The organism is Streptomyces sp. NPDC054813 (assembly GCF_053611365.1).
The window spans coordinates 107,170-132,190 of sequence record NZ_JBSHAF010000004.1; the positions used below are offsets into that span (position 1 = coordinate 107,170).

General features: G+C 71.1%; 18 protein-coding genes and 3 tRNA genes. 11 read left to right on the forward strand and 10 right to left on the reverse strand.

The annotated features are described in order from the left end of the window. Positions 1–611 precede the first annotated feature (611 nt). The 3 genes from ACWGJB_RS09040 to ACWGJB_RS09050 form a co-directional block, all read right to left on the reverse strand. A tRNA-Ile gene (locus ACWGJB_RS09040) sits at positions 612–685 on the reverse strand. Positions 686–874: 189 nt separating this feature from the next. After that, a tRNA-Asn gene (locus ACWGJB_RS09045) sits at positions 875–947 on the reverse strand. 5 nt (positions 948–952) lie between these two features. Further along, positions 953–1,025, reverse strand: a tRNA-Asn gene (locus ACWGJB_RS09050). A gap of 144 nt (positions 1,026–1,169) precedes the next feature. Here ACWGJB_RS09050 and ACWGJB_RS09055 point away from each other — a divergent pair. The 4 genes from ACWGJB_RS09055 to ACWGJB_RS09070 all read left to right on the forward strand — a co-directional run bounded on the left by ACWGJB_RS09055 (position 1,170) and on the right by ACWGJB_RS09070 (position 6,913). Further along, on the forward strand, positions 1,170–1,472 hold the full coding sequence (locus ACWGJB_RS09055) for a YtxH domain-containing protein (RefSeq protein ID WP_453379550.1): 303 nt from the start codon (positions 1,170–1,172) through the stop codon (positions 1,470–1,472). A 173-nt stretch (positions 1,473–1,645) separates the two neighbouring features. After that, positions 1,646–3,100: a xylulokinase gene (locus tag ACWGJB_RS09060; protein WP_453379551.1), complete on the forward strand. Its 1,455-nt coding sequence runs from the start codon at positions 1,646–1,648 to the stop codon at positions 3,098–3,100. Positions 3,101–3,251: 151 nt separating this feature from the next. Continuing rightward, entirely contained in the window at positions 3,252–4,985 is a 1,734-nt protein-coding gene (locus ACWGJB_RS09065; RefSeq protein ID WP_453379552.1) for an ABC transporter ATP-binding protein, read from the forward strand. Then, a complete protein-coding gene (locus ACWGJB_RS09070) occupies positions 4,985–6,913 on the forward strand; it encodes an ABC transporter ATP-binding protein (RefSeq protein WP_453379553.1) in 1,929 nt (642 codons plus the stop codon). The genes ACWGJB_RS09065 and ACWGJB_RS09070 overlap by 1 nt, the downstream gene beginning before the upstream one ends. Positions 6,914–7,141: 228 nt before the next feature. Here ACWGJB_RS09070 and ACWGJB_RS09075 read toward each other — a convergent pair whose 3' ends face one another. The 5 genes from ACWGJB_RS09075 to ACWGJB_RS09095 all read right to left on the reverse strand — a co-directional run bounded on the left by ACWGJB_RS09075 (position 7,142) and on the right by ACWGJB_RS09095 (position 14,180). Then, entirely contained in the window at positions 7,142–8,464 is a 1,323-nt protein-coding gene (locus tag ACWGJB_RS09075) for an RNA polymerase sigma factor (protein WP_453379554.1), read from the reverse strand. 104 nt (positions 8,465–8,568) lie between these two features. Then, positions 8,569–10,476: a DNA primase gene (dnaG, locus tag ACWGJB_RS09080; RefSeq protein ID WP_453379555.1), complete on the reverse strand. Its 1,908-nt coding sequence runs from the start codon at positions 10,474–10,476 to the stop codon at positions 8,569–8,571. A gap of 103 nt (positions 10,477–10,579) precedes the next feature. Beyond that, entirely contained in the window at positions 10,580–11,842 is a 1,263-nt protein-coding gene (locus tag ACWGJB_RS09085; RefSeq protein WP_453379556.1) for an NAD(P)/FAD-dependent oxidoreductase, read from the reverse strand. 158 nt (positions 11,843–12,000) lie between these two features. Continuing rightward, on the reverse strand, positions 12,001–13,281 hold the full coding sequence (locus ACWGJB_RS09090; protein WP_453379557.1) for a deoxyguanosinetriphosphate triphosphohydrolase: 1,281 nt from the start codon (positions 13,279–13,281) through the stop codon (positions 12,001–12,003). Positions 13,282–13,445: 164 nt separating this feature from the next. Beyond that, the gene (locus ACWGJB_RS09095; RefSeq protein WP_453379558.1) at positions 13,446–14,180 is read right to left on the reverse strand and encodes a sirohydrochlorin chelatase; all 735 of its coding nucleotides are present in this window, start codon (positions 14,178–14,180) and stop codon (positions 13,446–13,448) included. Positions 14,181–14,366: 186 nt separating this feature from the next. On the opposite strand from ACWGJB_RS09095, the gene ACWGJB_RS09100 reads away from it, so the two are divergent. Further along, positions 14,367–15,056 carry a SanA/YdcF family protein gene (locus ACWGJB_RS09100; RefSeq protein WP_453379559.1) on the forward strand — a complete coding sequence of 230 codons (690 nt, stop codon included), beginning with the start codon at positions 14,367–14,369 and terminating at the stop codon, positions 15,054–15,056. A 5-nt stretch (positions 15,057–15,061) separates the two neighbouring features. On the opposite strand, the gene ACWGJB_RS09105 is transcribed toward ACWGJB_RS09100, so the two are convergent. Both ACWGJB_RS09105 and ACWGJB_RS09110 read right to left on the reverse strand, forming a co-directional pair. Continuing rightward, positions 15,062–16,405 (reverse strand): AMP-binding protein, encoded by a 1,344-nt coding sequence (locus ACWGJB_RS09105; protein WP_453379560.1) that lies wholly within the window; start codon positions 16,403–16,405, stop codon positions 15,062–15,064. 245 nt (positions 16,406–16,650) lie between these two features. Then, positions 16,651–17,103, reverse strand: coding sequence for a gamma-glutamylcyclotransferase family protein (locus tag ACWGJB_RS09110; RefSeq protein WP_453379561.1), 453 nt, complete (start codon positions 17,101–17,103; stop codon positions 16,651–16,653). 135 nt (positions 17,104–17,238) lie between these two features. On the opposite strand from ACWGJB_RS09110, the gene ACWGJB_RS09115 reads away from it, so the two are divergent. From ACWGJB_RS09115 to nirD, 6 genes are all read left to right on the forward strand, one after another. Next, on the forward strand, positions 17,239–18,882 hold the full coding sequence (locus ACWGJB_RS09115) for a M4 family metallopeptidase (RefSeq protein WP_453379562.1): 1,644 nt from the start codon (positions 17,239–17,241) through the stop codon (positions 18,880–18,882). Positions 18,883–19,126: 244 nt separating this feature from the next. After that, complete coding sequence (locus ACWGJB_RS09120) at positions 19,127–19,789, forward strand: YceI family protein (RefSeq protein WP_453379563.1); 663 nt, start codon at positions 19,127–19,129, stop codon at positions 19,787–19,789. Between the two features lie 549 nt (positions 19,790–20,338). Next, complete coding sequence (locus ACWGJB_RS09125) at positions 20,339–20,863, forward strand: hypothetical protein (RefSeq protein ID WP_450755372.1); 525 nt, start codon at positions 20,339–20,341, stop codon at positions 20,861–20,863. A 223-nt stretch (positions 20,864–21,086) separates the two neighbouring features. Beyond that, entirely contained in the window at positions 21,087–21,704 is a 618-nt protein-coding gene (locus ACWGJB_RS09130; RefSeq protein ID WP_453379564.1) for a class F sortase, read from the forward strand. A 321-nt stretch (positions 21,705–22,025) separates the two neighbouring features. Further along, on the forward strand, positions 22,026–24,635 hold the full coding sequence (nirB, locus tag ACWGJB_RS09135) for a nitrite reductase large subunit NirB (protein ID WP_453379565.1): 2,610 nt from the start codon (positions 22,026–22,028) through the stop codon (positions 24,633–24,635). Then, positions 24,632–25,000 (forward strand): nitrite reductase small subunit NirD, encoded by a 369-nt coding sequence (nirD, locus tag ACWGJB_RS09140; RefSeq protein ID WP_453379566.1) that lies wholly within the window; start codon positions 24,632–24,634, stop codon positions 24,998–25,000. The genes nirB and nirD overlap by 4 nt, the downstream gene beginning before the upstream one ends. Positions 25,001–25,021 lie beyond the last annotated feature (21 nt).

The window sequence follows — 25,021 nt, forward strand, 5'->3', positions numbered from 1 at the left end:
AAACCTCGCCGCCCCGGCCTGGGTCACCGTTTCGCAGGCGGCGCCGACGGGCCGGGCGTAGGCACGAAGAGAACGAGCCCGATCTCGACGCCGATCAGGAGCCGCGGCCCCGTCGGTGTCTGTGCGAGGCGGCGGAGCATCGCGTCCACGCCCCCTTCCTCGCGGGGGGTCACCGGAGCCCAGGTCCCGGGCCGGCTCCTACAGCAACCGGCGCGCGTCGGTCCTCACCCGCCTCGGCATCTCCGGCTACTGCACCATCAGCACCACCAGCAGCTGAGACCCCTCGGCCATCCCCAGACGCTCTCTCAGCAGCCACCTGCTGCCACTGAACACCAGGGCCACTATCGGCCCTGAGACACCGTCACCTGGACACGGCCGCGCCGTCCCGGCCCCTGTACGGCCCCTGGGCCTTGGCATCGACCCTCAGGACAGTCGCCCGGACGCCGAGCGACAACCTCGATCACCGATTCCGCCGCAGGTCAGATGGGGTGCAGCTCCCCCAACCACCGCCGGACTCCAAAGCCACGAGCAGCGGATTCAGTCCGTTCGGGCAAAGTTGACGCTGCGACACCCAAAAACGAATGTTTCCGCAGGTCAGAGACCTGCACAGGTGGGGCGGGTGGGACTCGAACCCACGGCCGACGGATTATGAGTCCGCTGCTCTAACCGGCTGAGCTACCGCCCCATAGCGGCGTGTCGCGTACAAGTGTGCGCGCCGTCTGCCGCAGCATAGCCGCTCATACGATCTCCTGCTTCGGATGGTCGGCTTCCGCGGACGTTCACGACCTTGAGGACATCGGTGCAGGCCCAGCGGTTCCCGCGGACACGGAACGGACATGAAAAAGGACCCCCGAAGGGGTCCTCGTTCAGCATGCTCCCCCGACTGGACTCGAACCAGTAACCTGCCGGTTAACAGCCGGCTGCTCTGCCAATTGAGCTACGGAGGACCGAGCTCCCCCGACTGGACTCGAACCAGTAACCTGCCGGTTAACAGCCGGCTGCTCTGCCAATTGAGCTACGGAGGAATGCCTCGTTGCATCGAACGTACCTACCTGGGTATTCGCCAGGGGGCGCCCGCTCGCTGCGACACATACATTAGCGCAAGCAGGGGGGTGCTCCGCCAATCGGTACTCTCCGACAAGACTCCCCCCGAGGGAAGGGTGGCCGCCATGCGCTACAAGCTCACGTTCGTCGCCGGGCTCGCTCTGGGTTACGTGCTGGGTACCAGGGCCGGACGCGAGCGATACGAGCAGCTGAAGAAGTCCGCCCGCCAGGTCGCCCAGAACCCCGCGGTCCGCAACACCGCCGAGACCGCCGCCCAGCAGGGCCGGGTCTACGCCGGCAAGGCATTCCACTCGGTCAGCGCAAAGGTCGGCGACCGGATGCCCGACTCGGTGGCCGCCCGGGTCCGCTCCCTGCGCGAGCGCAGCCAGAACGACGGCGGGGACGAGTGGGGCACCAGTAACACGTAGCGCCCACTTGTCAGCGCGGCTTCCCCGCACCTCCCAGGGGCGCGGGGCCGTGACATATGCGGCTCCGCCGCGTGGGCGCGACCAGCCCCGACGCACCCGCACTTCGACTCGGCCCTCACCCCAACGGCGCCCGTCGGCCAAACCACAGCGGCGCGTGCGGCAGAATTTCGTGCATGGGGATAGTCGCCGGGTTGGACAGCTCACCGGATTTCACTCGCATCGTGGTCTGCGACACGGACACGGGCGCGGTGCTCCGCCAGGGATACGCACCGCACCCGGTCGACACGCCGGACGGCGCGCCGCGCCCCAGCGACGTCGACCCGCAGGCCTGGCTGCTCTCCCTCGGCGAGGCCGCCGGCGGCGGGCTCCTGGAGGGCGTGCAGGCCATCGGCGTCTCCGCGCAGCAGAACGCGCTGATCCCGCTGGACGCCCAGGGCAACACCGTGCGCCCGGCGATCGTCGGCGGCGACCGGCGCGCCCAGGTCGCGGCGGCCGATCTCATCGACGCGCTCGGCGGCCGGGAGGCCTGGGCGCAGGCGGTGGGGTGCGTGCCGCAGGCCGCGCAGCCGGTGACCAAGCTGCGCTGGCTGGCGAAGGCCGAGCCGGAGAACGCCCGGCGGACCGCCGCACTGCTGCAGGCCCATGACTGGCTGGTGTGGCAGTTGCTCGGGCGGCCGGTGCGAAGGACCACCGACCGCGGGGGTGCCTCCGGGACCGGGTACTGGTCGGCCGCCACCGGCGGCTACCGGTCCGACCTCGTCGAACTCGCCCTGGGCCATCAGGCCATGCTCCCCGACGTGATCGGCCCCTCGGACGCCGCCGGTACGACTCCGGAGGGGCTGCTGATCTCCGCCGGGACCGGCGAGACCATGGCCGCCGCCTTCGGGCTGGGGCTTGGCTTCGGGGACGCCGTGGTGTCCCTGGGCGCGTCCGGGTCCGTGATGGCCATCCACCCGGAGGCGCTCGCCGACACCTCCGGGATGATCACCTCGCTCGCCGACGCCACCGGGATGCACCTGCCGGTCGTGACCACCCTGAACGCCGTACGGACCCTGCGCGGGACCGCCGAGCTGCTCGGGCTGTCGGACCTGGAGAGCCTCTCCGACCTGGCGATGAAGTCGACGCCCGGCTCGCACGGGCTGGTCATGCTGCCGTACCTGGAGGGTGAGCGGACGCCGAACCTGCCGCACACCGCCGGGATGCTGGCCGGGCTGCGCCGGGAGTCCATGAAGGCCGAGCACCTCGCGCGGGCCGCCTTCGAGGGCATGCTGTGCGGGCTCGCCGACGCGCTGGACGTGCTGCGCGGCCGGGGTGTGGAGGTGCGGCGGATCTTCCTGCTGGGGCAGGCGGCCGAACTGTCGGCCGTACAGGCGGCGGCGCCGATGCTGTTCGGCGCGCAGGTCGTCGTACCGCAGCCGGCGGACTACGCGGCGATCGGGGCGGCCCGGCAGGCGGCCTGGGCGCTCGGGGTCTCGCAGGGGGCCCTGGATCCGCGCACCCCGCCCGTCTGGCAGGGTGCGGCGGCGCAGGTGCTGGATCCCGGGGACGAGCTGGCCGTCGGGCAGGCGGTGCGACAGCAGTTCGTCTCGGTGCGGGAGCAGACCCATCCGGGGGCGTTCCGGTCGTAAACACCGCGAAGCCACGTCGGCGTACGTCCGCTGTCGGGTTAATCAGTTGAGGTAACGCGGGTGGAGTGTCGGACGATAGGGGCCTAGGGCAAGCGATCCCGCCTTTCGGGCAAGCGACCCCGCCCCCACCGCCGACTCCGAGAGACGTAGCGTGCTCATACGACTTCTGCGGACCTATCTCAGGCCCTACAGGAAACCCATCTCCATCCTGGTGCTGCTGCAGTTCCTGCAGACCTGCGCCACCCTCTACCTGCCCACGCTCAACGCACACATCATCGACAACGGCGTCGTGAAGGGTGACACGGATTACATCCTGTCCTTCGGGGCCCTGATGATCGGCATCTCGCTGGCCCAGGTGGTGTGCAACGTCGGTGCCGTGTACTACGGCGCCAGGACCGCGTCCGCGCTCGGCCGGGATGTGCGGGCCGCGGTCTTCGACCGGGTGCAGTCCTTCTCCTCGCGTGAGGTCGGTCACTTCGGTGCGCCCTCGCTCATCACCCGTACGACCAACGACGTACAGCAGGTCCAGATGCTGGTCCTGATGGCGTTCACACTGATGGCGTCGGCGCCCATCATGTGTGTCGGCGGCATCGTGCTCGCCCTCGGCCTGGACGTTCCGCTGTCCGGGGTACTGGTCGCCGTCGTCCCGGTGCTGGCCGTCTCCGTGGCCCTGATCGTGCGTCGGCTGCGTCCGCTGTTCCGGGCCATGCAGGTACGCCTCGACACGGTGAACCGGGTGCTGCGCGAGCAGATCACCGGCAACCGGGTGATCCGCGCGTTCGTCCGCGACGAGTACGAGCAGGGCCGGTTCGGGAAGTCCAACAAGGACCTGACCGACATGCAGCTGGCCACCGGCAACATGCTCGCGCTGATGTTCCCCATCGTCATGACGACGGTGAACGTCTCCTCGATCGCGGTGGTGTGGTTCGGCGCCCACCGCATCGACAGCGGTGACATGGCGATCGGCGATCTGACGGCGTTCCTCGCCTACCTGATGCAGATCGTGATGTCCGTGATGATGGCCACCTTCATGTTCATGATGGTGCCGCGTGCGGAGGTCTGTGCCGAGCGCATCGAGGAGGTCCTGGACACCGAGTCCAGCGTCGTGCCGCCGATCGCGCCGGTCGTCGAGCTGCGCCGGCACGGGCACCTGGAGATCCGGGGCGCGGGCTTCCGCTATCCGGGTGCCGAGGAGCCGGTGCTCAAGGCCGTCGACCTGGTGGCCCGGCCCGGTGAGGTGACCGCCGTGATCGGCTCCACCGGCAGCGGCAAGTCCACCCTGCTCGGCCTGGTGCCGCGGCTCTTCGACGCCACGGACGGTCAGGTCCTCGTGGACGGGGAGGACGTCTCGGGTCTCGATCCGAAGCTGCTCGCCAAGACGGTGGGGCTGGTGCCGCAGAAGCCGTACCTGTTCGCCGGCACGGTCGCGACCAACCTGCGGTACGGCAACCCGGACGCCACCGACGAGGAGCTGTGGCACGCGTTGGAGGTGGCGCAGGCCAAGGGCTTCGTGGAGAAGCTGGAGGGCGGACTGAACGCGCCCATCGCCCAGGGCGGCACCAACGTCTCGGGCGGCCAGCGGCAGCGTCTCGCCATCGCCCGCACGCTGGTGCAGCGCCCGGAGATCTACCTCTTCGACGACTCCTTCTCCGCCCTCGACTACGCGACCGACGCGGCCCTGCGTGCCGCGCTCGCGGAGGAGACGGCCGAGGCGACCGTCGTCATCGTCGCCCAGCGGGTGGCGACCATCAGGGAGGCCGACCGGATCGTCGTCCTCGACGAGGGACGGGTGGTCGGCACCGGCCGCCACCACGAACTCATGGCCGGCAACGAGACCTACCGGGAGATCGTGCTCTCCCAGCTGACGGAAGCGGAGGCCGCCTGATGGCCGGGCCCATGGGACGCATGATGGCCGGGGGCGGCCCCGACCAGCGCTCGATGGACTTCAAGAACTCGGGCAAACGGCTTCTCGCCCGGTTCAAACCCGAACGGTTCACCATCTATGTGCTGCTGTTCTGCGTGGTCGCGAGCGTCACCCTCAACGTGATCGGCCCCAAGATCCTCGGCCGCGCCACCGACCTGGTCTTCGCGGGTGTCATCGGCAAGCAGATGCCGGCCGGGACCTCCAAGGACCAGGTCCTGCAGGGCATGCACGACCGGGGCCAGGGCACCGTCGCCGACATGCTCAAGAGCACCGACTTCACCCCGGGCAAGGGCATCGACTTCGGCCAGGTCGGCGACGTCCTGCTGCTCGCGCTCTGCACCTACGTCGTCGCCGGCCTGCTGATGGCGGTGGCGACCCGGCTGGTCAACCGGTCCGTCAACCGCACGATGTACCGGCTGCGCGAGGACGTCCAGGGGAAGCTGTCCCGGCTCCCGCTGTCGTACTTCGACAAGCGGCAGCGCGGCGAGGTGCTCTCCCGGGCGACCAACGACATCGACAACATCGGCCAGACGCTCCAGCAGTCGATGGGCCAGCTCATCAACTCGCTGCTCACCATCATCGGCGTGCTCGCGGTGATGTTCTGGGTGTCCTGGATCCTGGCGCTGGTGGCCCTGGCCACCGTGCCGCTGTCGTTCGTCGTCGCCACCCGCATCGGCAAGCGCTCGCAGCCGCACTTCGTGCAGCAGTGGCGCACCACCGGCAAGCTCAACGCCCATGTCGAGGAGATGTACACCGGGCACACCCTGGTGAAGGTCTTCGGCCGGCAGCACGAGTCGGCGCAGCAGTTCGCCGAGCAGAACGACGCACTGTACGAGGCCGGGTTCCGGGCGCAGTTCAACAGCGGTGTGATGCAGCCGCTGATGATGTTCGTGTCGAACCTGAACTACGTGCTGGTGGCGGTCGTCGGCGGGCTGCGGGTGGCCTCCGGCGCGCTGTCGATCGGTGACGTCCAGGCGTTCGTCCAGTACTCCCGGCAGTTCTCGATGCCGCTGACCCAGGTCGCCTCGATGGCCAACCTGGTGCAGTCGGGTGTCGCCTCGGCCGAGCGGATCTTCGAACTCCTCGACGCGGAGGAGCAGGAGGCCGACCCGGTACCGGGCGAGCGTCCGGCGGAGCTGCGCGGGCGGGTGGCCCTGGAGCACGTGTCGTTCCGGTACGACCCGGAGAAGCCGCTCATCGAGGACCTCTCGCTGACGGTGGAACCTGGCCACACGGTGGCGATCGTCGGCCCGACCGGCGCCGGCAAGACCACCCTGGTGAACCTGCTGATGCGGTTCTACGACGTCTCCGGCGGCCGGATCACCCTCGACGGCGTCGACATCACGCGGATGTCCCGGGACGAACTCCGGGCCGGGATCGGCATGGTGCTCCAGGACACCTGGCTGTTCGGCGGCTCCATCGCGGAGAACATCGCGTACGGCGCCTCCCGCGAGGTCACCCGGGGCGAGATCGAGGAGGCGGCGCGGGCGGCCCACGCCGACCGGTTCGTCCGTACCCTCCCCGAGGGCTACGACACCGTGATCGACGACGAGGGCACCGGCGTCAGCGCGGGTGAGAAGCAGCTCATCACCATCGCGCGGGCGTTCCTGTCCGACCCGACGATCCTGGTCCTCGACGAGGCGACGTCCTCGGTCGACACCCGCACCGAGGTGCTGATCCAGAAGGCGATGGCCAAGCTGGCCCACGGGCGCACGTCGTTCGTCATCGCCCACCGGCTGTCGACGATCCGTGACGCCGACACCATCCTGGTGATGGAGAACGGCTCGATCGTCGAACAGGGCGCGCACACCGAGCTGCTGGCGGCCGACGGGGCGTACGCGCGGCTGTACAAGGCGCAGTTCGCGCAGGCGGTGGCCGAGGTGGACTGAGCAGGTACGGCACGGGTGGGGACGCTTACCGGCACTTGCAGGGTGCCGCTGCGCCCACCCGTGCCGCCTGGGGGCACCTCCCAGGCCCTTGAGGCACTGGGGGAGGCACGCCTGCCCGCAGCTATGCGGGACACGGCTGGGCAGCGCCCCTTCGGGGGCGCGGGGCCGTATCGATGTGCGGCTACCGCCGCGTGGGCGCGACCAGCCCCCACGCACCCGCACCCGGCGTCAGTCCAGATAACCCCTCAGCTGGTCCGCGAAAGCGTGATCCCGCAGCTTGTTCAAGGTCTTCGACTCGATCTGCCGGATCCGTTCCCGTGTCACGCCGAAGATGCGCCCTATCTCCTCCAGGGTCCGCGGGCGGCCGTCGGCCAGGCCGTACCGCAGTTGCACGACCTTCCGCTCCCGCTCCCCCAGCGTCGACAGCACCGCCTCCAGGTGCTCGCGCAGCAGCAGGAACGCCGCCGACTCCACGGGGCTCGCCGCGTCGCCGTCCTCGATGAGGTCACCGAGGGCCACGTCGTCCTCCTCGCCCACCGGGGCGTGCAGGGAGACCGGTTCCTGGGCGAGGCGGAGCACCTCGCCGACCCGCTCGGGCGCGAGGTCGAGGTGGGCGGCGACCTCCTCTGGCGTCGGCTCGTAGCCCCGTTCCTGGAGCATGCGGCGCTGGACGCGCACCACCCGGTTGATGAGTTCCACGACATGCACCGGGACGCGGATGGTGCGGGCCTGGTCGGCCAGGGCGCGGGACATGGCCTGGCGGATCCACCAGGTCGCGTACGTGGAGAACTTGTAGCCGCGGGCGTAGTCGAACTTCTCGACGGCGCGGATCAGGCCCAGGTTTCCCTCCTGGACGAGGTCCAGCATGGTCAGGCCGCGGCCGACGTACCGCTTGGCCACCGACACGACCAGCCGCAGGTTGGCCTCGATGAGGCGGCGCTTGGCCATCCGGCCCATGACGACCAGCCGGTCGAGGTCGAGGGCCAGCTCGCTGTCGAGGTCCGGGGCGCCGCCCAGCTTCTCCTCGGCGAACAGGCCGGCCTCGACGCGGCGGGCGAGTTCGACCTCCTCGGCGGCGGTGAGCAGCGGGATACGACCGATCTCGCGCAGGTACTGCCGGAACAGGTCGGAGGAGGGGCTGCCGTTGTCGGCGCGGGCGACGGCGGCCGGCTCGGGCTCCGGCTCGGTCTCGGGCTCGGGCCCGGTCTCCGGGGGGTCGGCCGCGAGTTCCTCCACGGCCGGGCCCTCGGCCTGAGCCGGCAGCTCGGTCTCCGTCTCGGGATGGAGCGCGACCCGGCTCTGCGGTGGTACGCCGGCGTAGACGTCGGCGTCGGCCTCCGGTTCGTCCGTGAGCGTGCTGTCGGTCTGGGTCAGGGTCTGGGTCTGCACGGGGGCGACCTCCAGGATGATCGCTGCCAGGGGGTACGGCAGCGGTACTTCGGGGACGGAGACGACGGCCTCGCCGCTGTCCGTCCCGTACGCGATGAGTGGAACGGCGGGGGTGTGGGACCCGTCCGGGACGGGCCGGCCGCGCTCCGAGGACTCAGGCACCGCCCCCCAGTGTGGGGTAAGACACATCGCCGCCACGAGGGGCGTGCGGTGACTTTTTGCGTCCGGTCCGTGACCGCGTGGTTATCCTGTCGGCCGCTCGAAGCTCACAGGGCGGCGACGCCGCGCTCGCGCAGCGCCTGCCCGTACTGCTGGAGCACCCACAACTCGTTCTGTACGGCGGCGAGTTGGGCCGGGTCGCCACCACTGCCGAGGCGGGTGAGGGTGATCTGGATCTCGTGGATACGGCGGTCCACGGCCCGGCGGCGGACGGTCACGAGCTGCTCGCCCGCGTAGTTCTCGTCGACCGTGCGGCGCATGATCGCCTCGACGGCGAGCTCCGTGACCATCGCGCGCACCGTGTCGTCGGGGGCCGACTCACGCACCCGGACCAGGTACTCCTGCGGATCCTGCACGCCCCACTCGGAGCCGCCCGCCTCCATGATGGTCTGGCGTACGGCCGCGTACGGCGCGGCGGTGAACTCGTCGATGCCGTACGCGTCGAACGCCGGGGAGACCAGCTCGGGCCGCTGGAGAGCGAGTTTCAACAGCTCGCGCTCGGTGGCGTAGACCGCGTTGCGCAGATTGAGGGCGGGCCCTGAGACGGCCGGGCGCGGGGCGCCGGTGTCGTACGAGGGCTGCTGCGGGCCGCGCGCCGGGGAGGGGCCCCTGCCGCCCTTGTCACGTGCCCAACGGGCCAGCTGGGCCACCCGCTTGACCACGAACTGGGTGTCGAGGATACCGAGCATGCCGGCCAGTTCGACGGCGACCTCGTGCTGGGCACCGCTGTTCTTGATCCGGGCGACGATCGGCGCGGCCTCGTCCAGGGCGGCCGCGCGGCCCGCCGGGGTGTCCAGGTCGTAGCGGGCCACGATCTGGCGGAGCGCGAACTCGAAGAGCGGGGTGCGGGGTTCGGCCAGGTCGGCGACCGCCTCGTCGCCCTTGGCGAGACGCAGCTCGCAGGGGTCCATGCCGTCCGGCGCGATGGCGATGTACGTCTCGGCGGCGAACTTCTGGTCGTCCTCGAAGGCGCGCAGGGCGGCCTTCTGGCCGGCCGCGTCGCCGTCGAAGGTGAAGATCACCCGGGCGCTGCCGTTGTCCATCAGCAGCCGGCGGAGGATCTTGATGTGGTCGCCACCGAAGGCCGTACCGCAGGTCGCGATCGCGGTCGTCACCCCGGCCAGGTGGCAGGCCATGACGTCCGTGTAACCCTCGACCACGACCGCGCGGCTGGCCTTGGCGATGCTCTGCTTGGCGAGGTCGATGCCGTACAGGACCTGGGACTTCTTGTAGATCGCGGTGTCGGGCGTGTTGAGGTACTTGGGGCCGTTGTCCGCCTCGTACAGCTTGCGGGCGCCGAAGCCGACGACCTCGCCGCCGATGTCCCGGATCGGCCACATCAGCCGCCCCCGGAACCGGTCGATGGGCCCGCGCCGCCCCTCCTGCGACAGCCCCGACAGCAGCAGCTCCTTGTCGGTGAAGCCCTGGCCGCGCAGATAGCGGGTGAGGTGGTCCCAGCCCTGGGGGCTGTAGCCGACGCCGAAGTGGACGGCGGCGGCCTGGTCGAAGCCGCGCTCGGCGAGGAAGACCCGGCCGGTCTCGGCCTCGGGGCTGGTGGCGAGCTGTTCCGCGTACCAGACGGCGGCGATCTTGTGCGCCTCGACCAGCCGGATCCGCTCACCGCGCTGGTGGGAGGGGTTGTACCCGCCCTCCTCGTACCGCAGGGTGATGCCGGCCAGCCCGGCCAGCCGCTCGACCGACTCCGAGAAGGAGAGGTGGTCGACCTTCATCACGAACGTGATGGTGTCGCCGCCCTCCTGGCAGCCGAAGCAGTGGAAGAGTCCCTTGCTCGGGCTGACCTGGAAGGACGGCGACTTCTCGTCGTGGAACGGGCAGAGTCCCTTCAGGTTCCCGCCGCCCGCGTTGCGCAGCTGGAGGTACTCGGACACAACGGCGTCGATCGGGACCGCGTCCCGTACCGCCTTCACGTCCTCGTCATTGATCCGTCCTGCCACGGATGAATTCTACGGTCACTGCAGTGCCCCGAAGGGGCGCGGGGAACTGCGCGACCAGCCCCCACCCACCCGCACCCGCGCAAACGCAGCGGAACGCAGACGGCTAGGCGAGCGATTCCAGCGGCACATGCGGATCCGCCAAGGCATCCGTGTCCACCACGGCCCCCGAAGTGATCAGCTTCTGGATCGGCTCTGTGACGTCCCACACATTCACGTTCATCCCGGCCAGCACCCGCCCCTCCTTCAGCCAGAACGCGATGAACTCCCGCTTCCCCGCGTCCCCCCGGATGACGACCTCGTCGTAGGACCCGGCCGGCGCCCACCCGCTGTACTCCATCCCGAGGTCGTACTGGTCGGAGAAGAAATAGGGCACCCGGTCGTAGGTCACGTCCCGGCCCAGCATCGAGCGTGCCGCCGCCGGACCGCCGTTCAGCGCGTTGGCCCAGTGCTCCACCCGCAGCCGCGTGCCGAACAGGGCGTGCGGGAAGGAGGCCACGTCACCGGCCGCGTAGATGTCGGGGTCGGACGTCCGCAGGCGTTCGTCGACGACGATGCCGCCGCCGTGCGCCCGGTCGGCGATCTCCAGCCCCGCCGCCTCGGCGAGCCCGATCCGCGGCGCCGCGCCGATCGCCGCGAGGACGTCGTGCGCCGGGTGCTCCTCGCCGTCGTCCGTGCGGGCGGCGAGCACCATGCCGTCCTGCCCGACGATCTCGGTGAGCTGTACACCGAAGCGGAACCGGACCCCGTGCTCCTCGTGCAGCTGGGCGAAGACATTGCCCAGCTCGGGCCCGAGCACGCCGTGCAGCGGGGTCGGCCCGTGCTCGATGACGGTGACCTCGGCGCCGTACGTCCGGGCCGCCGCCGCGATCTCCAGGCCGATCCAGCCGGCGCCCGCGATGACGAGGTGCCCGTTGTCCCGGCCGAGGGCGGCGAGGACGCCCTTGAGGCGCTCCGCGTGCGCGAGGCGGCGCAGGTGGTGGACGCCGGCCAGGTCGGTGCCGGGGATGTCGAGGCGGCGGGGCTCGGCGCCGGTGACGAGCAGCAGCTTGTCGTAGCGGACGATCGTGCCGTCGTCGCCGAAGCGGACGGTCCTGGCGGCGCGGTCGATCCGGTCCACGGTCTGGCCGAGGTGCAGCTCGATGTCGTTCCGCGCGTACCAGGCGGGCTCGTGCACGAAGACGCTGTCGCGCTCCTCCTTGCCGAGCAGGTAGCCCTTGGAGAGCGGCGGCCGCTCGTACGGGTGGTCGCGTTCGTCGCAGATCAGTATCACCCGGCCGGTGAAGCCCTCGGCCCGGAGCGTCTCGGCCGCCTTCGCGCCGGCGAGTCCGCCACCGACGATGACGAATGTCTGGTCCGCGTCGACCACTTGAAGCCTCCTCGTAAGGGTGCCGCCACATATGCCGCCCACATGCGCCGCACTGTGAGCCTCCCGCACGCAGCGTGATGCGGGAAGAGGGAGTACCCCCCGCTGACACGATCATGACTCGATCAGGCCACGGGGAGTCACAGAGGGTCACAAAATGTTCACTTACGCCCCGTCAGCCTCGCATGCAACGACCGCGCGGAGGCGTCGGTGAGCGAGGCGATCTGATCGACGATCACGCGTTTGCGGGCGTGGTCGTCGCCCGCCGTGTCGAACAGCGCCCGGAACTGCGGGTCGAGACCGTCCGGAGCCCGGCGGGTCAGCGCCTCGGCCAGTTCGGCGACGACGACCCGCTGCTCGGCGCGGATCCGCTCCTGTTCGGCACGCTGCATGACGTAACGGTGAGCGATCGCCTTCAGCACCGCACACTCCATCCGGGCCTCGCGCGGTACGACGAGTTCGGCGCCGTAACGGGTGAGCCGGCCGGTGCCGTACCGCTCCCGGGTGGCGGCCTCCGCGGCCAGGCAGAAGCGGCCGATGAGCTGGCTGGTGGCGTCCTTGAGGCGGGCCTGGGCGGCCGCGGTGCCGTCGTAGCCGTGCGGCCACCACTCCTCGTCCTGGAGCCGGTCGAGGGCGGCGGCGAGTTCGGCGGGATCGGTGCCGGCCGGCACGTATCTGCCGACGGCGACCGCGTACACCTCCTGCCGTTCCGGTTCGGCGTGCAGGCAGTTGGGGTCGACATGGCCGGCGTGCAGGCCGTCCTCGACGTCGTGCACGGAGTAGGCGACGTCGTCGGACCAGTCCATCACCTGCGCCTCGAAGCAGGTGCGGGTGCCGGGGGCCTCCTTGCGGACCCAGTCGAAGACCGGGCGGTCGTCCTCGTACACGCCGAACTTCGGGGACACCGGGTCGGTGGGGTGCGCGCCGCGCGGCCACGGGTACTTGGTGGCCGCGTCCAGGGCGGCGCGGGTGAGGTTGAGGCCGACGGATCCCTCCGGGGTGAACCGTTTGGGTTCGATCCGGGTGAGGAGGCGCAGGGACTGGGCGTTGCCCTCGAAACCGCCGCAGTCGTCGGCGAACGTGTTCAGCGCCTGTTCGCCGTTGTGACCGAAGGGCGGGTGGCCGAGGTCGTGCGAGAGGCAGGCGGCCTCGACGAGGTCGGGGTCGCAGCCGAGGGCGGCGCCCAGTTCCCGGCCGACCTGGGCGCATTCGAGGGAGTGGGTGAGGCGGGTGCGAGGGCTGGCGTCCCACATCTGGCTGGGGTTACCGGGGGTGACGACCTGGGTCTTGCCGGCGAGCCTGCGGAGCGCGGCGCTGTGCAGGACGCGGGCGCGGTCGCGCTGGAAGGCGGTGCGGCCGGGGCGTTTGTCGGGTTCGGGGGCCCAGCGGTCGGCTGACGCCGGGTCGTAGGCCGAGGTGGGTGCGGGTGCGGGGACTGCCATGGTTCGACAGTACGGGGCGATAGTGACAAACGGGTGTTTGGTGCGCCTACTGCTCCGCCAAGTCGTGTTGCCGGGCGGGGGCGGGCAGGTGGGGGCTGGTCGCGCAGTTCCGCGCGCTCCTGAGGGGCGCGTTGCAGGGCCGCACCTTCCTCACGAGCCCCCTTTCAGGCGGCCGCGGCCACCTGCGTCCCCAGTGCCCGCCGGTAACGGTGGAGAACCAGCTCGGCCATCGAGACGTGGGCTCCCAAAGGGGCCGCTGCCATCCATGGCGCCTGTGCCGCGCACTGCGTCGAGAAGCGGCCCGGGGCCGTGAAGTAGGAGGCGATGGCGATGCGGTGACGGCCCCTTGCCCGCAGAGCGGTGATCGCCTCCTGGACCGTCGGAGCCGCCGCCGAGGCGTAGGCCGGGAGGACCGGGACACCCAGGCGTGCCGCGAGGAGCCGGGCCATGCGGTTGGTGTCGACCTTGGAGTCGGGGTCGCGGGAGCCGGCCGCCGCCAGGACCACGGCACTCGCGGGCCGGGGGCGCCAGCCCGCCTCCAGCAGCCGGGCGTGCAGGGTGCCGGCCAGGAGGGGGTGCGGGCCCAGCGGGGCGGCGACACGGGTGCGGGCCGGGGAGGCCGCGGCCATCTCCGGGATGTCCTGCCTGACGTGGTACCCGCGGCTCAGCAGCAGCGGGACCAGGACGGCCGGGGTGTCGCCGAGTGCCGCGAGGGTGTCCGGGAGCAGCGGTTCGTTCAGCTCGATGTGACCGAGGTGCACGCGGAGACCGGGGCGCAGCGCGCGTACCCGGTCCATGAGCGCCCGCACGGTGATGAGCGCACGCGGATCACGGCTGCCGTGGGCCACCAGGACCAGGGCGGGCGGGCCGGGGCGCGGAGGAAGGTCGGACACGGTCATGCAGGGATCCTCGCCGGGCGGGATTGCGCCCCCGTTGCCTGACCGTCACGAGAGTTTTCGTACGCTTCACGGCACGAATCCGGCCGCTGTGAGCGAACCGGAACGCCTCGGCACGCGTCCTCCAAGGTCGGAGCCGCCAGGGGGAGGCCACCGGAAGCCGAGGAGAGGTCGAGGGGGAACAACCGTATGAAGATCCGCCGACCGCGTCTGCCGCGCACCCGTACCGGCAGACGTCGCCTGGTGCAGGGCGTGATGGCCGGCTGCGTGCTGGCGCTGCTGCCGGCCACCTGGCTGTACGTTTCGACGGCCGACCGGCTGTACACGGTGGCGGACGTACCCCGCACCGACGTCGCGGTCGTCTTCGGCGCGGGCCTGTGGGACGGCGAGCCGTCGCCGTACCTCGCCCACCGCCTGGACGCGGCGGCGAAGCTGTACCGGGAGGGCCGCGTCGAGGTCGTCCTGGTGACCGGGGACAACAGCAGGAAGGACTACGACGAGCCGGACGCCATGCGCACGTACCTCACCGGGCACGGGGTACCCGGCAGGCGCATCGTCAGCGACTATGCCGGCTTCGACACCTGGGACTCCTGCGTCCGCGCGAAGAAGATCTTCGGTGTGGACCGGGCGGTGCTGATCAGCCAGGGCTTCCACATCCGGCGCGCGGTGGCGCTGTGCGAGGCGGCGGGGGTGACGTCGTACGGCGTCGGGGTCGACGCCAAGCACGACGCGACCTGGTACTACGGCGGGACGCGGGAGGTCCTCGCGGCCGGCAAGGCGGCCCTGGACGTGGTCTTCGAGCCGAACCCCCAGTTCCTCGGCAAGAAGGAACCGGGGGTCTCGAAGGCCTTGGCCGCGGCGGCCCGTCAGGCCGGTTAGACCGCTCAGGCGCGCGGGGCGGTGTCGGCGTACGTGGCCGCCGCCGCGGTCGGGGCCGTGGTCGGTGCCGTGGTCGGGGGGTGCGGGCGGCCACTTCCGGTGCGCGGGCGGAACGTGGGCGTCTCGGCCCGGTCGTCGGGGGCGCGGCCGAGGTGTTCGAGGCCGCCGTCGGGGGTCCAGCGGCCCAGCGCGCCGGTGCGGAGCATGGCGCGGCCCTCGCCGAGGAACGGATCGGGTGCGTACCGCCCGGCGTTCCGCGCGCCGTCGCCGAGGTGTCCCGCCGGGACGCAGTCGCCGCCCGCCCACACCTCGCCGGTCTCACCGACGGGCAGCGGCCGGCGGTCCGTGTCGAGGACGTACACCGTGGTGTTGGGGACGGGGCGGCCGACGGCCGGCCGCCCGGCGGCCGGGTCGTGGCGGGCCATGGTGACGACGGTCGCCTCGGCCGGACCCCGGCAGTCGAAGAAGGCGGCGTGTCGCGACCAGAGGTCGGCGAGCGGGCGCGGCGGACCGGGCTCCCCGGCGACGGCGACCGTGCGCAGGCGCGGGCAGCCGGCGGGGTCGATGCCGGACAGCACCGCCGGGGTGGCGATCAGGACGGTCGCGGTGCCGGCCGCGGCGGCGGGGTCCGCGCCGCGGATGACCAGGGTTGCGCCGCGGGTGAGACAGCCGAGGATCTCCCAGGCGGCCAGGCCGGAGGCGAGGTCGAGGAGTTGGGCCACCCGGTCGCCGGGCCGGATGCCGAGGCCGCCGGGTTCGGTGAGCAGCAGGTTGGTGACGTTGCGGTGGGTGACCCTCACGGCTTCGGGGCGGCCGGCGGCGAAGAGGACATGGCAGCCGTCGTCGGGGTGCGAGAGCACGACCGGGGTGGCCCGCTGGTACGGCACGGGGTCGTCGAGAGCGATCAGCCGGTGGCCGTCGGGGAGCGGGATCCGCGGGGTGTGTTCCTTCTGGGTGAGGATCACCCGGGTGCGCGCGGTGCGCACGACATGGCGGAGCCGGTCCGGGGACGTGCGGCCGATGTCCTGGGGGACGTAGGTGGCGCCCGCCTTGAGGACGGCGAGCAGGCCGACCAGCATCGGGATGGAACGGCGGGCGAACAGGCCGACATGGTCGCCGGGGCGGACGCCCTCACGGACCAGGTGGGCGGCTAGGGCACCGGCGTAGCGGTCGAGTTCGCCGTAGGTGAGGGTCGCGCCGTGGTGTTCGGCGGCGACGGCGTGGGGGTGGGCGATCGCGTGCCGTTCGACGGCACGGTGGACGAGCGGTTCGTGGACGGGTGCGCCGGCGCCGCGGCCGTACTGCCAGAAGAGGTGCTGGTCGCGGGGGGTGAGGTGACGCAGAGGCATGGCTCGGAGACCTCCTGGCTGCATGCGTGTACGTGGGGGGAGGCCGGGTCCGGGTGCGGCGGGGGCCCGGACCGGGCCGTGGAGCGGAACGGGGAAATGCCGAACGTCGTACGGGGTGTTGCGAGGAGCTTCACGAACAGGTGCACGACTGTAGTCCGGCCTCTTGAAGTCTCAACGGTGGCCGCTCGGCCAACCCCGGCACGGAACAAGCCACATGGGCCGTACGGAGTGCGCCCGAGCCACAGCTATGACGCGGTTGGGCCGGGCAGCCCGCGGGCCAGCCAGTCACCGCCCTCGATACGACGGCCGTCCGCCCGCAGTTCCGCGGCGACGGCGGCCCCCGCGAGGTACACCCAGGCCCGGACGGCGGCCCCGTCCCGCCGCCGTACGACGTCCCGCTCCACCCGCACGTACAGACTGCGCGGGTCCCCCGGCACGCACTCCTCCAACTCGTCGAGTTCCAGGAGGAGTCGGTCGTACGACTCCGGGCGGGCGGTGACCAGTTCGCCGCTCAGTCCGCCGCCGGACTCCTCGACCGCGTAGGGGTAGCCGGGCCCGTCGTACAGCACCGCGCCCAGCAGGCGTCCCGGCTCCTCGGCCCGCGTCCGGCCCCGCAGGAACAGGTCGTGGTTGGGCTCGCCGGGGCGGAGCGTGCCGTAGACGAAGAAGGGGAGGTGGCGGTGGTTCCGGGTGGTCACAGAAAGGATTCTCCACCCCCTTCACCCCCACACACATCTCCATGGAGGCGCTATGGACATGGATTGTCATGGCCTCTTAAATCGCTGTCGTCAGCGCCACCCCCACGCCTCTGAGGCGCATCTCCAAGGAGATCGATGAGCCGGACACGGAACACCCGAGTTTCCCGTCTCGCCACGGCCGGCGTCGCCGCCACCACCGCGACCCTGCTGGCCGCCGCGCTCTCCCCCGCCGCCCACGCCGACGCGAGACCGACCCGGGCCACCGCGATCGAGAACGCGGCGCAGGCGCTCGTCCGGTACGCCGGCACCCTCGGACTCACCGCCGCCGAGGGCACCAAGGTCCGCGACGTGATCGTCGACAAGAACGGCGCCCAGCACGTCCGTTACGACCGCACCTACCACCAGCTCCCCGTGCTGGGCGGTGACTTCGTCGTCCATCTCAAGGCGGACGGCGCCTACCGCAGCACCGACCGGGCGACCCGGAGCAAGATATCCCTCGCCTCGATCGTCCCGGACATATCCGCCCCGAAGGCCGCCGACCTCGCGGTGAACGCGCTGCGCGCGGCGAACCTCGGCGACGCGCTGAAGCAGGTGAAGGCCAGGCCGGAACTGGTCGTCGACGCGCTGCACGGCACCCCGAAGCTGGCCTGGCGCACCAACGCGGTCGGCAAGGACTCGCTCGGCAACCCGGTCGCCCGCACGGTGCTGACCAACGCCCGCACCGGCGCCCAGATCGACGCCTGGGACAGCATCGAGACGGCGACGGGCGACGGCAAGTCGCTGTACAGCGGCACGGTCCCGCTGGAGACGACCCTCTCCGGATCGTCGTACAACCTCACGGACCCCACCCGCGGCAACACGTTCACCGGGGACGCGGCCAACAAGACCGACCTGTGCATCTTCGGCATCTGCATCAGCCGGGCGCCCAACACGGTGTTCACCGACGCCGACAACCACTGGGGCACCGGGGCGACCTCGGACCGTTCCTCGGCCGCCGTCGACGCCCAGTACGGCACCAACGAGACCTGGGACTACTACAAGAACGTCCACGGCCGGAACGGCATCGCGGGCGACGGCAAGGGCTCGTACAACCGCGTCCACTACGGCAACAGCTACAACAACGCCTTCTGGGACGACAGCTGCTTCTGCATGACGTACGGCGACGGTGACGGGACCACCTTCGGCCCGCTGGTGGCGCTGGACGTGGCGGGCCACGAGATGACCCACGGCGTCACCTCCAAGACCGCGGCGCTGACGTACTCGGGCGAGTCCGGCGGCCTGAACGAGGCGACCTCGGACATCCTCGGCACGCTGGTGGAGTGGTACGCGAACAGCCCCTCCGACCCGGGCGACTACCTGATCGGCGAGAAGATCGTCCGCTCCGGCTTCGGCAAGGCGGCGCTGCGGTTCATGGACCAGCCGTCGAAGGACGGGAATTCGGCGGACTACTGGAGTTCGTCGGTCGGGAACCTGGACGTGCACTACTCGTCGGGCGTCGCCAACCACTTCGCCTACTTGCTGGCGGAAGGCAGCGGCGCCAAGACCATCAACGGCGTGAGCTACAACTCCCCGACGTACAACGGCTCGACGGTGACGGGGATCGGGAGGGACAAGCTGGGGGCCATCTGGTACCGCGCCCTGACGGTCTACATGACGTCCTCGACGAACTACGCGGGCGCGCGGACGGCGACCCTGAACGCGGCGAAGGACCTGTACGGGGCGGGCAGCACCGAGTACAACGCGGTGGCCGCGGCCTGGAGCGCGGTGAACGTGAACTGACCCGCCGCGTGGGCGGGTGACGGCGGCCGCCCCGGTGAACGAACCGGGGCGGCCGTCACATACACCCCAGACAAAGGGGAATAGTGCAATTCAAGGAAACGCGAAATCCGGGAATACCGAGCACTTCCCGAGTGGATCCCATGGTGATGATGTGCAGTTTCGGTGACCGTATACGCAATTCCCGAACTCCTTTGCCCTGACGACCACTTGCGGCAATTCCCCGAGTGGACTAACTAGATAAATCATGAACTTGTTCAGCCGCCCCCACACGTCCCGCCGCACCCCCACGGCCCCCCCACGCCCGACGGCGGCGCCGCCCTCCCCCACCTCCGCCCCCGTCCTCCTCGACCCCGCCCTCGCCGCCCTCACCGGCGAATGGATCATCGACCCCGCCCACAGCAGAATCGGCTTCTCGGTCCGGCACGCGATGGTCACGACGGTCCGCGGGGCCTTCGCCGAGTACAAGAGCCGCCTCTACTTCGACGGCCGCGACCCGTCCCGCTCCCAGGCGGAACTGATCATCGCCACGGGGAGCGTCGACACGGGAGTGGAGCAGCGCGACGCCCACCTGGTGGGCCGCGACTTCCTGGACGCGGCGACCCATCCGCGCATGCGCTTCGCCAGCACGGCGGTCCGTCTCAAATCCCCCGCCGTCTACGTCATGACCGGCGACCTCACCATCAAGAACACGACGCGCCCGGTCGACCTCGAACTCACCTACATAGGCAACGTCACCGACCCCTTCGGCTACCAGCGCGTCGGCTTCGACGGCACGACCACCATCAACCGCATGGACTGGGGCCTGTCGTACAACTCCCGCCTGGCGGAAGGCGGCGCGATGGTGAGCGAGACGGTGCGGCTGCAGTTCGACATCGCGGCGATCCGGATGACCCCGGAGGGGGGCTGACTTCGGCCGGGGAAACCTCATTCGTCGAACACCGAAAACGGCAGCCTGCCGATCCCGAGAGGGATCGCCCATGGCGCCAGGGCGCGGCGGAGCCGGGCGGCGAATTCCGGCTCCCTTTCCAGTGAGGGTCCGATCAGCCTTGAGTCGTGCAGTCTGCACCGCCGTCGCCACGGCCCGGGTCGGGGCGACGCGACGCGACGCGACGCGACGGCGGAGGGTGCGCCCGGCCGCCCGCCGGGAGGCCGGGATCCGGTGCGTGCCGACGGTGGCCCCGGACGGCCCGCCGCCGTGGCTCCCCCGGCCCCGGGGAGCCGTCGTGGCGGGCGTCACCCGTTCACTCCCCACGGAGGCCCGCCGTTCGTGTGTTTTTCATACTGGACCCTCCGTATCCCCCTTGACCTGCCGGAACTCCCCCTCAATCGCTGCCTCGCCCCCTCTCCGTGACACCCATTCATCCCACACCTGACGAATTCTCAGGGAGCGGTCCCGGCCCGTTGGCTTTTACCTCGGAAGAGCAAGGGAGTGGGACGAGCTCGACGAGGGAGCACCATGCGACGCACTGTCCGTCCACTGACCGGGGCCGCGCTCGCCGTGGCCGCGGCCGGTCTCGCCGCCGCGCCGGCGTACGGCGGCAGTACCGGCGGCCTGGACGTCTACCCGTCGACCACGACGCCGGGCGCCCAGGTCTCCGTGAACACGGCGGCCTGCGGGGAGCAGTCGTCGGCGCTCGGCGACGCCAGTTCGGTCGGCGCCGGGACGTTCACGCTCGCGCCCAGCACCCATGAGGGCGAGGCGATCGGCCAGTTCCAGGTGCCGGCCAGCGCGCAACCGGGGACGTACGAGATCGTCGCGAAGTGCGCCGACGGGACCCGGCAGGTGACCGGCGACCTGGTGGTGGCACTGATGCCGGCTGCCGGCGGGCAGGTACAGCCCCACGGCAGTGTGAAGACGGGGGTCGGTGGTGCCCTGGGCACCGACCCCGTGCAGACCGCGGCAGGTGTGACGGCTCTGGCCGTCGCCGCCGCGGGCGGTACCTGGCTCCTGCATCGCCGGGCGAGAGGCGACGGGATCTGACGGACACCCTCCGCTGTCCGTCCGCCGGTACCGCACATCCCACCCCCTCCGGGTCCGACGCCCCTCGCGGCCCGGAGGGGGTAGGGGGTCAGGTTTGTTAGAGGCTGTCACCTTCGTGAGACCTCTGGCTTCCGTTAGAGGTAGCGCCCTTGCTGCATCGGGGCGTTCCCGCTAGCCCCTCTCCCCCGCGTTAGAAGTTCCAGCCTCCGAAAAAGGGGTTCGCATGCGCAAGATCGGGGACACCGCGATAGCCGCCGTAACCGTGATAGCGCTCGGCTCTGGCGTCTGGCTGCTCGGCTCCGGCCCGCACACCGCGCCACCCCAGCCGTCCGCCGCCGAGGGCCGCCCCGACCCCGGCGAGGAACGCCTCGAGGCCCCCGCGCTGCCCCCCTCCCCGCCCACCCGCATCCGCATCCCCGCGATCCGTGTCAACGCCCCCCTCATGGGCCTCGCCCTCACCTCCACCGGCAGCCTCGACGTCCCGCCGGCCGGCAACAAGAACCTCGCCGGCTGGTACGAGTCGGGCACCGCACCCGGCGAGACCGGCACCGCGATCGTCGCCGGGCACGTGGACAACACCGACGGCCCCGCCGTCTTCTACGACCTCGGCGCCCTCAAGCGCGGCGCGACCATCGAGGTGGACCGGCAGGACAAGACCGTCGCCGTCTTCACGGTCGACGCGGTGGAGGTGTACCAGGCCCGGAACTTCCCCGACGAGAAGGTCTACGGCGCCGCGCGACGCCCCGAGCTCAGGGTCATCACCTGCGGCGGCGGCTACTCCCGGGCCACCGGCTACCAGGGGAACGTCGTCGTCTTCGCCCACCTGACGGCAAGCCGCTGACCGAACACGGACGGCCGGCCGACGGCGATCGGCCACCCGGTGCCCTACGACACACCGCTCCCCGCGTCTCCCCACCTCACAGCCCCCGCCGTCTCGCCTCCAGACCCCTCACACCCCACGCCCGCCCCCGAAGAGGGCAGCGTTCCGAGCGGGAAACAGAGGGGATGCGGCCGGGTAACGTCGGCGCCGCACGCTCCAGGGCATGACCTTGAACTCGCCTGTGGTGGTGATCGGCGCCGACGCCGAGGTACGCACCCGCCGCGACGCCGTGCCGCTCGCCGTCGCCACCCCGGGCACGTGCACCCACGATGGAGGCTCCTGATGACCGCCACCCCGGGATCCGCCCCCACGATCGTGCTCGTCGGTCACGGCATGGTCGGCCAGCGCTTCCTCGAAGCGCTGGCCGAGCGCGGCCTGACCACCACGCACCGCGTGGTCGTACTGTGCGAGGAGCCGCGTCCCGCCTACGACCGGGTCGCCCTCACCTCGTACTTCGCGGGCCGGTCCCCCGCCGAACTCTCGGTGACCGACATGGAGTTCATCGAAGCCCACGGCATCGAGCTGTATGTCGGCGACCCGGCGGAGACGGTCGACCGCGCGGCGCGGACGGTGACGGCCAGGTCCGGCAGGGTCTTCGGTTACGACACGCTCGTGCTGGCCACCGGCTCGTACCCGTTCGTGCCGCCGGTGCCCAACAAGGACGCCACCGGCTGTTTCGTCTACCGCACGATCGAGGACCTCCTGGCGATCGAGGCGTACGCGAAGTCGAGGGCGACCGTGGGTGCCGTGGTCGGCGGCGGTCTGCTCGGACTCGAGGCGGCGGGCGCGCTGAAGGGGCTCGGACTCACCGCGCACATCGTGGAGTTCGCGCCCCGGCTGATGCCGGTGCAGGTGGACGCGGGCGGCGGCGCGGCCCTGCTGCGCACCATCGAGGAGATGGGCCTGAGCGTGCACACGGGCGTGGGCACCCAGGAGATCGTGACGGACGACGCGGGCGCCGTCGTCGGCATGAAGCTGTCCGACGGATCCGAACTGGCCACCGACATGGTGGTGTTCAGCGCCGGGGTCCGGCCGAGGGACCAACTCGCCCGGGACTGCGGTCTGTCCGTCGGCGAGCGCGGTGGCATCGCCGTCGACGAGCAGTGCCGTACGGTGGACGACCCCCGGGTGTTCGCGATCGGCGAGTGCGCGCTGGCGGCGGACGGCCGGGTGTACGGCCTGGTGGCGCCCGGGTACGAGCAGGCGGCGACGGCCGCGGCCACCATCGCGCGGGACGAGTCCGCCTTCACCGGCGCCGACCTGTCCACCAAGCTCAAGCTGCTCGGTGTGGACGTGGCCTCCTTCGGCGACGCGCACGGGACGGCCGAGGACTGCCTGGACGTCGTCTACTCCGACGCCCGCTCGGGCCTGTACAAGAAGCTGGTCGTCGGCCGGGACGGCACGCTGCTCGGCGGCATCCTGGTCGGCGACGCGGACGCGTACGGCACGCTGAAGGCCTTCACCGGTTCGGTGCCGCCGGTCTCACCCGAGTCACTGGTGCTGCCGGCCGGCGCGAGCGGCGGCGCCCAGCTCGGCCCGTCCGCGCTCCCCGACGACGCGGTCGTCTGCTCCTGCCACAACGTCAGCAAGGGAACGATCCGCGGCGCGGTGACCGAGCACTCCTGCACCACCGTGCCGGAGGTCAAGAGGTGCACCAAGGCCGGTACCGGCTGCGGCAGTTGCGTCAAGGTCCTCGGCCAGCTGGTCACCGCCGAGCTGGAGGCGTCCGGCGTCGAGGTCGACAAGGGGCTGTGCGGCTGCTTCGCGCAGACCCGCGAGGAGCTGTACGAGATCGCCCTCGCGCTGCGCGTCAACACCTACCGGGAGCTGCTCGACCGATACGGCCGGGACGGCGCCCGGGGTGGCGACGGCTGTGAGGTCTGCAAGCCGGCGGTGGCGTCGGTCATCGCCTCCCTCGCCCCGACGATCGGCGCGAGCGGCTACGTCCTGGACGGCGAACAGGCCTCGCTCCAGGACAGCAACGACCACTTCCTCGCCAACCTCCAGAAGAACGGCTCGTATTCGGTCGTCCCGCGCATCCCGGGCGGTGAGATCACCCCCGAGGGCCTGATCGTGATCGGTGAGATCGCCCGGGACTTCGGCCTCTACACGAAGATCACCGGCGGCCAGCGGATCGACATGTTCGGCGCGCGGGTGGAGCAACTCCCGTTGATCTGGACCAGGTTGGTGGACGCGGGCTTCGAGTCCGGCCACGCCTACGGCAAGGCGCTGCGCACGGTGAAGTCCTGCGTCGGGCAGACCTGGTGCCGTTACGGAGTCCAGGACTCGGTCCGGATGGCGATCGAGCTGGAGCTGCGCTACCGGGGCCTGCGGTCGCCGCACAAGCTCAAGTCGGCGGTCTCCGGGTGCGCCCGCGAGTGCGCCGAGGCCCAGTCGAAGGACTTCGGTGTCATCGCCACGGCCAACGGCTGGAACCTGTACGTCGGCGGCAACGGCGGCGCCACCCCGCGCCACGCGGATCTGCTCGCCCAGGACCTGACCGACGCCGGACTGGTCCGGCTGATCGACCGCTTCCTGATGTTCTACATCCGTACGGCGGACCGCCTGGAGCGCACGTCGACCTGGCTGGAGCGCATCCCGGGGGGCCTGGACCACGTGCGTGACGTGGTGGTCGAGGACTCCCTCGGCATCTGCGAGGAGCTGGAATCCCTGATGGCGGCGCACGTGGCCCACTACGCCGACGAGTGGGCGTCGACCGTCGCCGACCCCGACAAGCTCGCCCGGTTCGTGTCCTTCGTCAACGCCCCCGACACCCCCGACCCGGTCGTCGGCTTCGTGCCCGAGCGCGACCAGATGAAGCCCGACCTGCCCCTGCTGTCGATCGGCCTGCGCCCCGCCGAGGATGTTCTGGAAGGAAGCGCCCAGCGATGACCCTGGCACCCGAGACCACCGAGCTGATGATCCAACTCCGGCTGGACGACGGCTGGTTCACGGTCTGCGACCTGAGCCGGCTGACCCCGGGGCGGGGGGTGGCCGCGCTGCTGCCGGACGGCCGCCAGGTCGCCGTCTTCCGGGACCGCGCGGACCGTCTGTACGCGATCGACAACCGCGACCCCTTCGGCGGCGCCGCGGTCCTCTCCCGCGGCCTGACCGGCACCCACGGGGACCGCCCCTTCGTCGCCTCCCCGCTGCTGAAGCAGCGCTTCGACCTGGCGACCGGCCAGTGCCTGGACGACGAGACGGTACGGGTGGCCGCCTACGCGGTACGGGCCGTGGACAGCGCCGGCTCGCCGTAGCGCCCAGGGCTCCTCCGAGCT

Coding starts and splice junctions, on each gene's coding strand:
- ACWGJB_RS09055 (WP_453379550.1), top strand. CDS start 1,170: ATGCGCTACAAGCTCACGTTCGTCGCCGGGCTCGCTCTGGGTTACGTG.
- ACWGJB_RS09060 (WP_453379551.1), top strand. CDS start 1,646: ATGGGGATAGTCGCCGGGTTGGACAGCTCACCGGATTTCACTCGCATC.
- ACWGJB_RS09070 (WP_453379553.1), top strand. CDS start 4,985: ATGGCCGGGCCCATGGGACGCATGATGGCCGGGGGCGGCCCCGACCAG.
- ACWGJB_RS09090 (WP_453379557.1), bottom strand. CDS start 13,281: ATGGCAGTCCCCGCACCCGCACCCACCTCGGCCTACGACCCGGCGTCA.
- ACWGJB_RS09095 (WP_453379558.1), bottom strand. CDS start 14,180: ATGACCGTGTCCGACCTTCCTCCGCGCCCCGGCCCGCCCGCCCTGGTC.
- ACWGJB_RS09100 (WP_453379559.1), top strand. CDS start 14,367: ATGAAGATCCGCCGACCGCGTCTGCCGCGCACCCGTACCGGCAGACGT.
- ACWGJB_RS09105 (WP_453379560.1), bottom strand. CDS start 16,405: ATGCCTCTGCGTCACCTCACCCCCCGCGACCAGCACCTCTTCTGGCAG.
- ACWGJB_RS09115 (WP_453379562.1), top strand. CDS start 17,239: ATGAGCCGGACACGGAACACCCGAGTTTCCCGTCTCGCCACGGCCGGC.
- ACWGJB_RS09120 (WP_453379563.1), top strand. CDS start 19,127: ATGAACTTGTTCAGCCGCCCCCACACGTCCCGCCGCACCCCCACGGCC.
- ACWGJB_RS09125 (WP_450755372.1), top strand. CDS start 20,339: ATGCGACGCACTGTCCGTCCACTGACCGGGGCCGCGCTCGCCGTGGCC.
- ACWGJB_RS09130 (WP_453379564.1), top strand. CDS start 21,087: ATGCGCAAGATCGGGGACACCGCGATAGCCGCCGTAACCGTGATAGCG.
- nirB (WP_453379565.1), top strand. CDS start 22,026: ATGACCGCCACCCCGGGATCCGCCCCCACGATCGTGCTCGTCGGTCAC.
- nirD (WP_453379566.1), top strand. CDS start 24,632: ATGACCCTGGCACCCGAGACCACCGAGCTGATGATCCAACTCCGGCTG.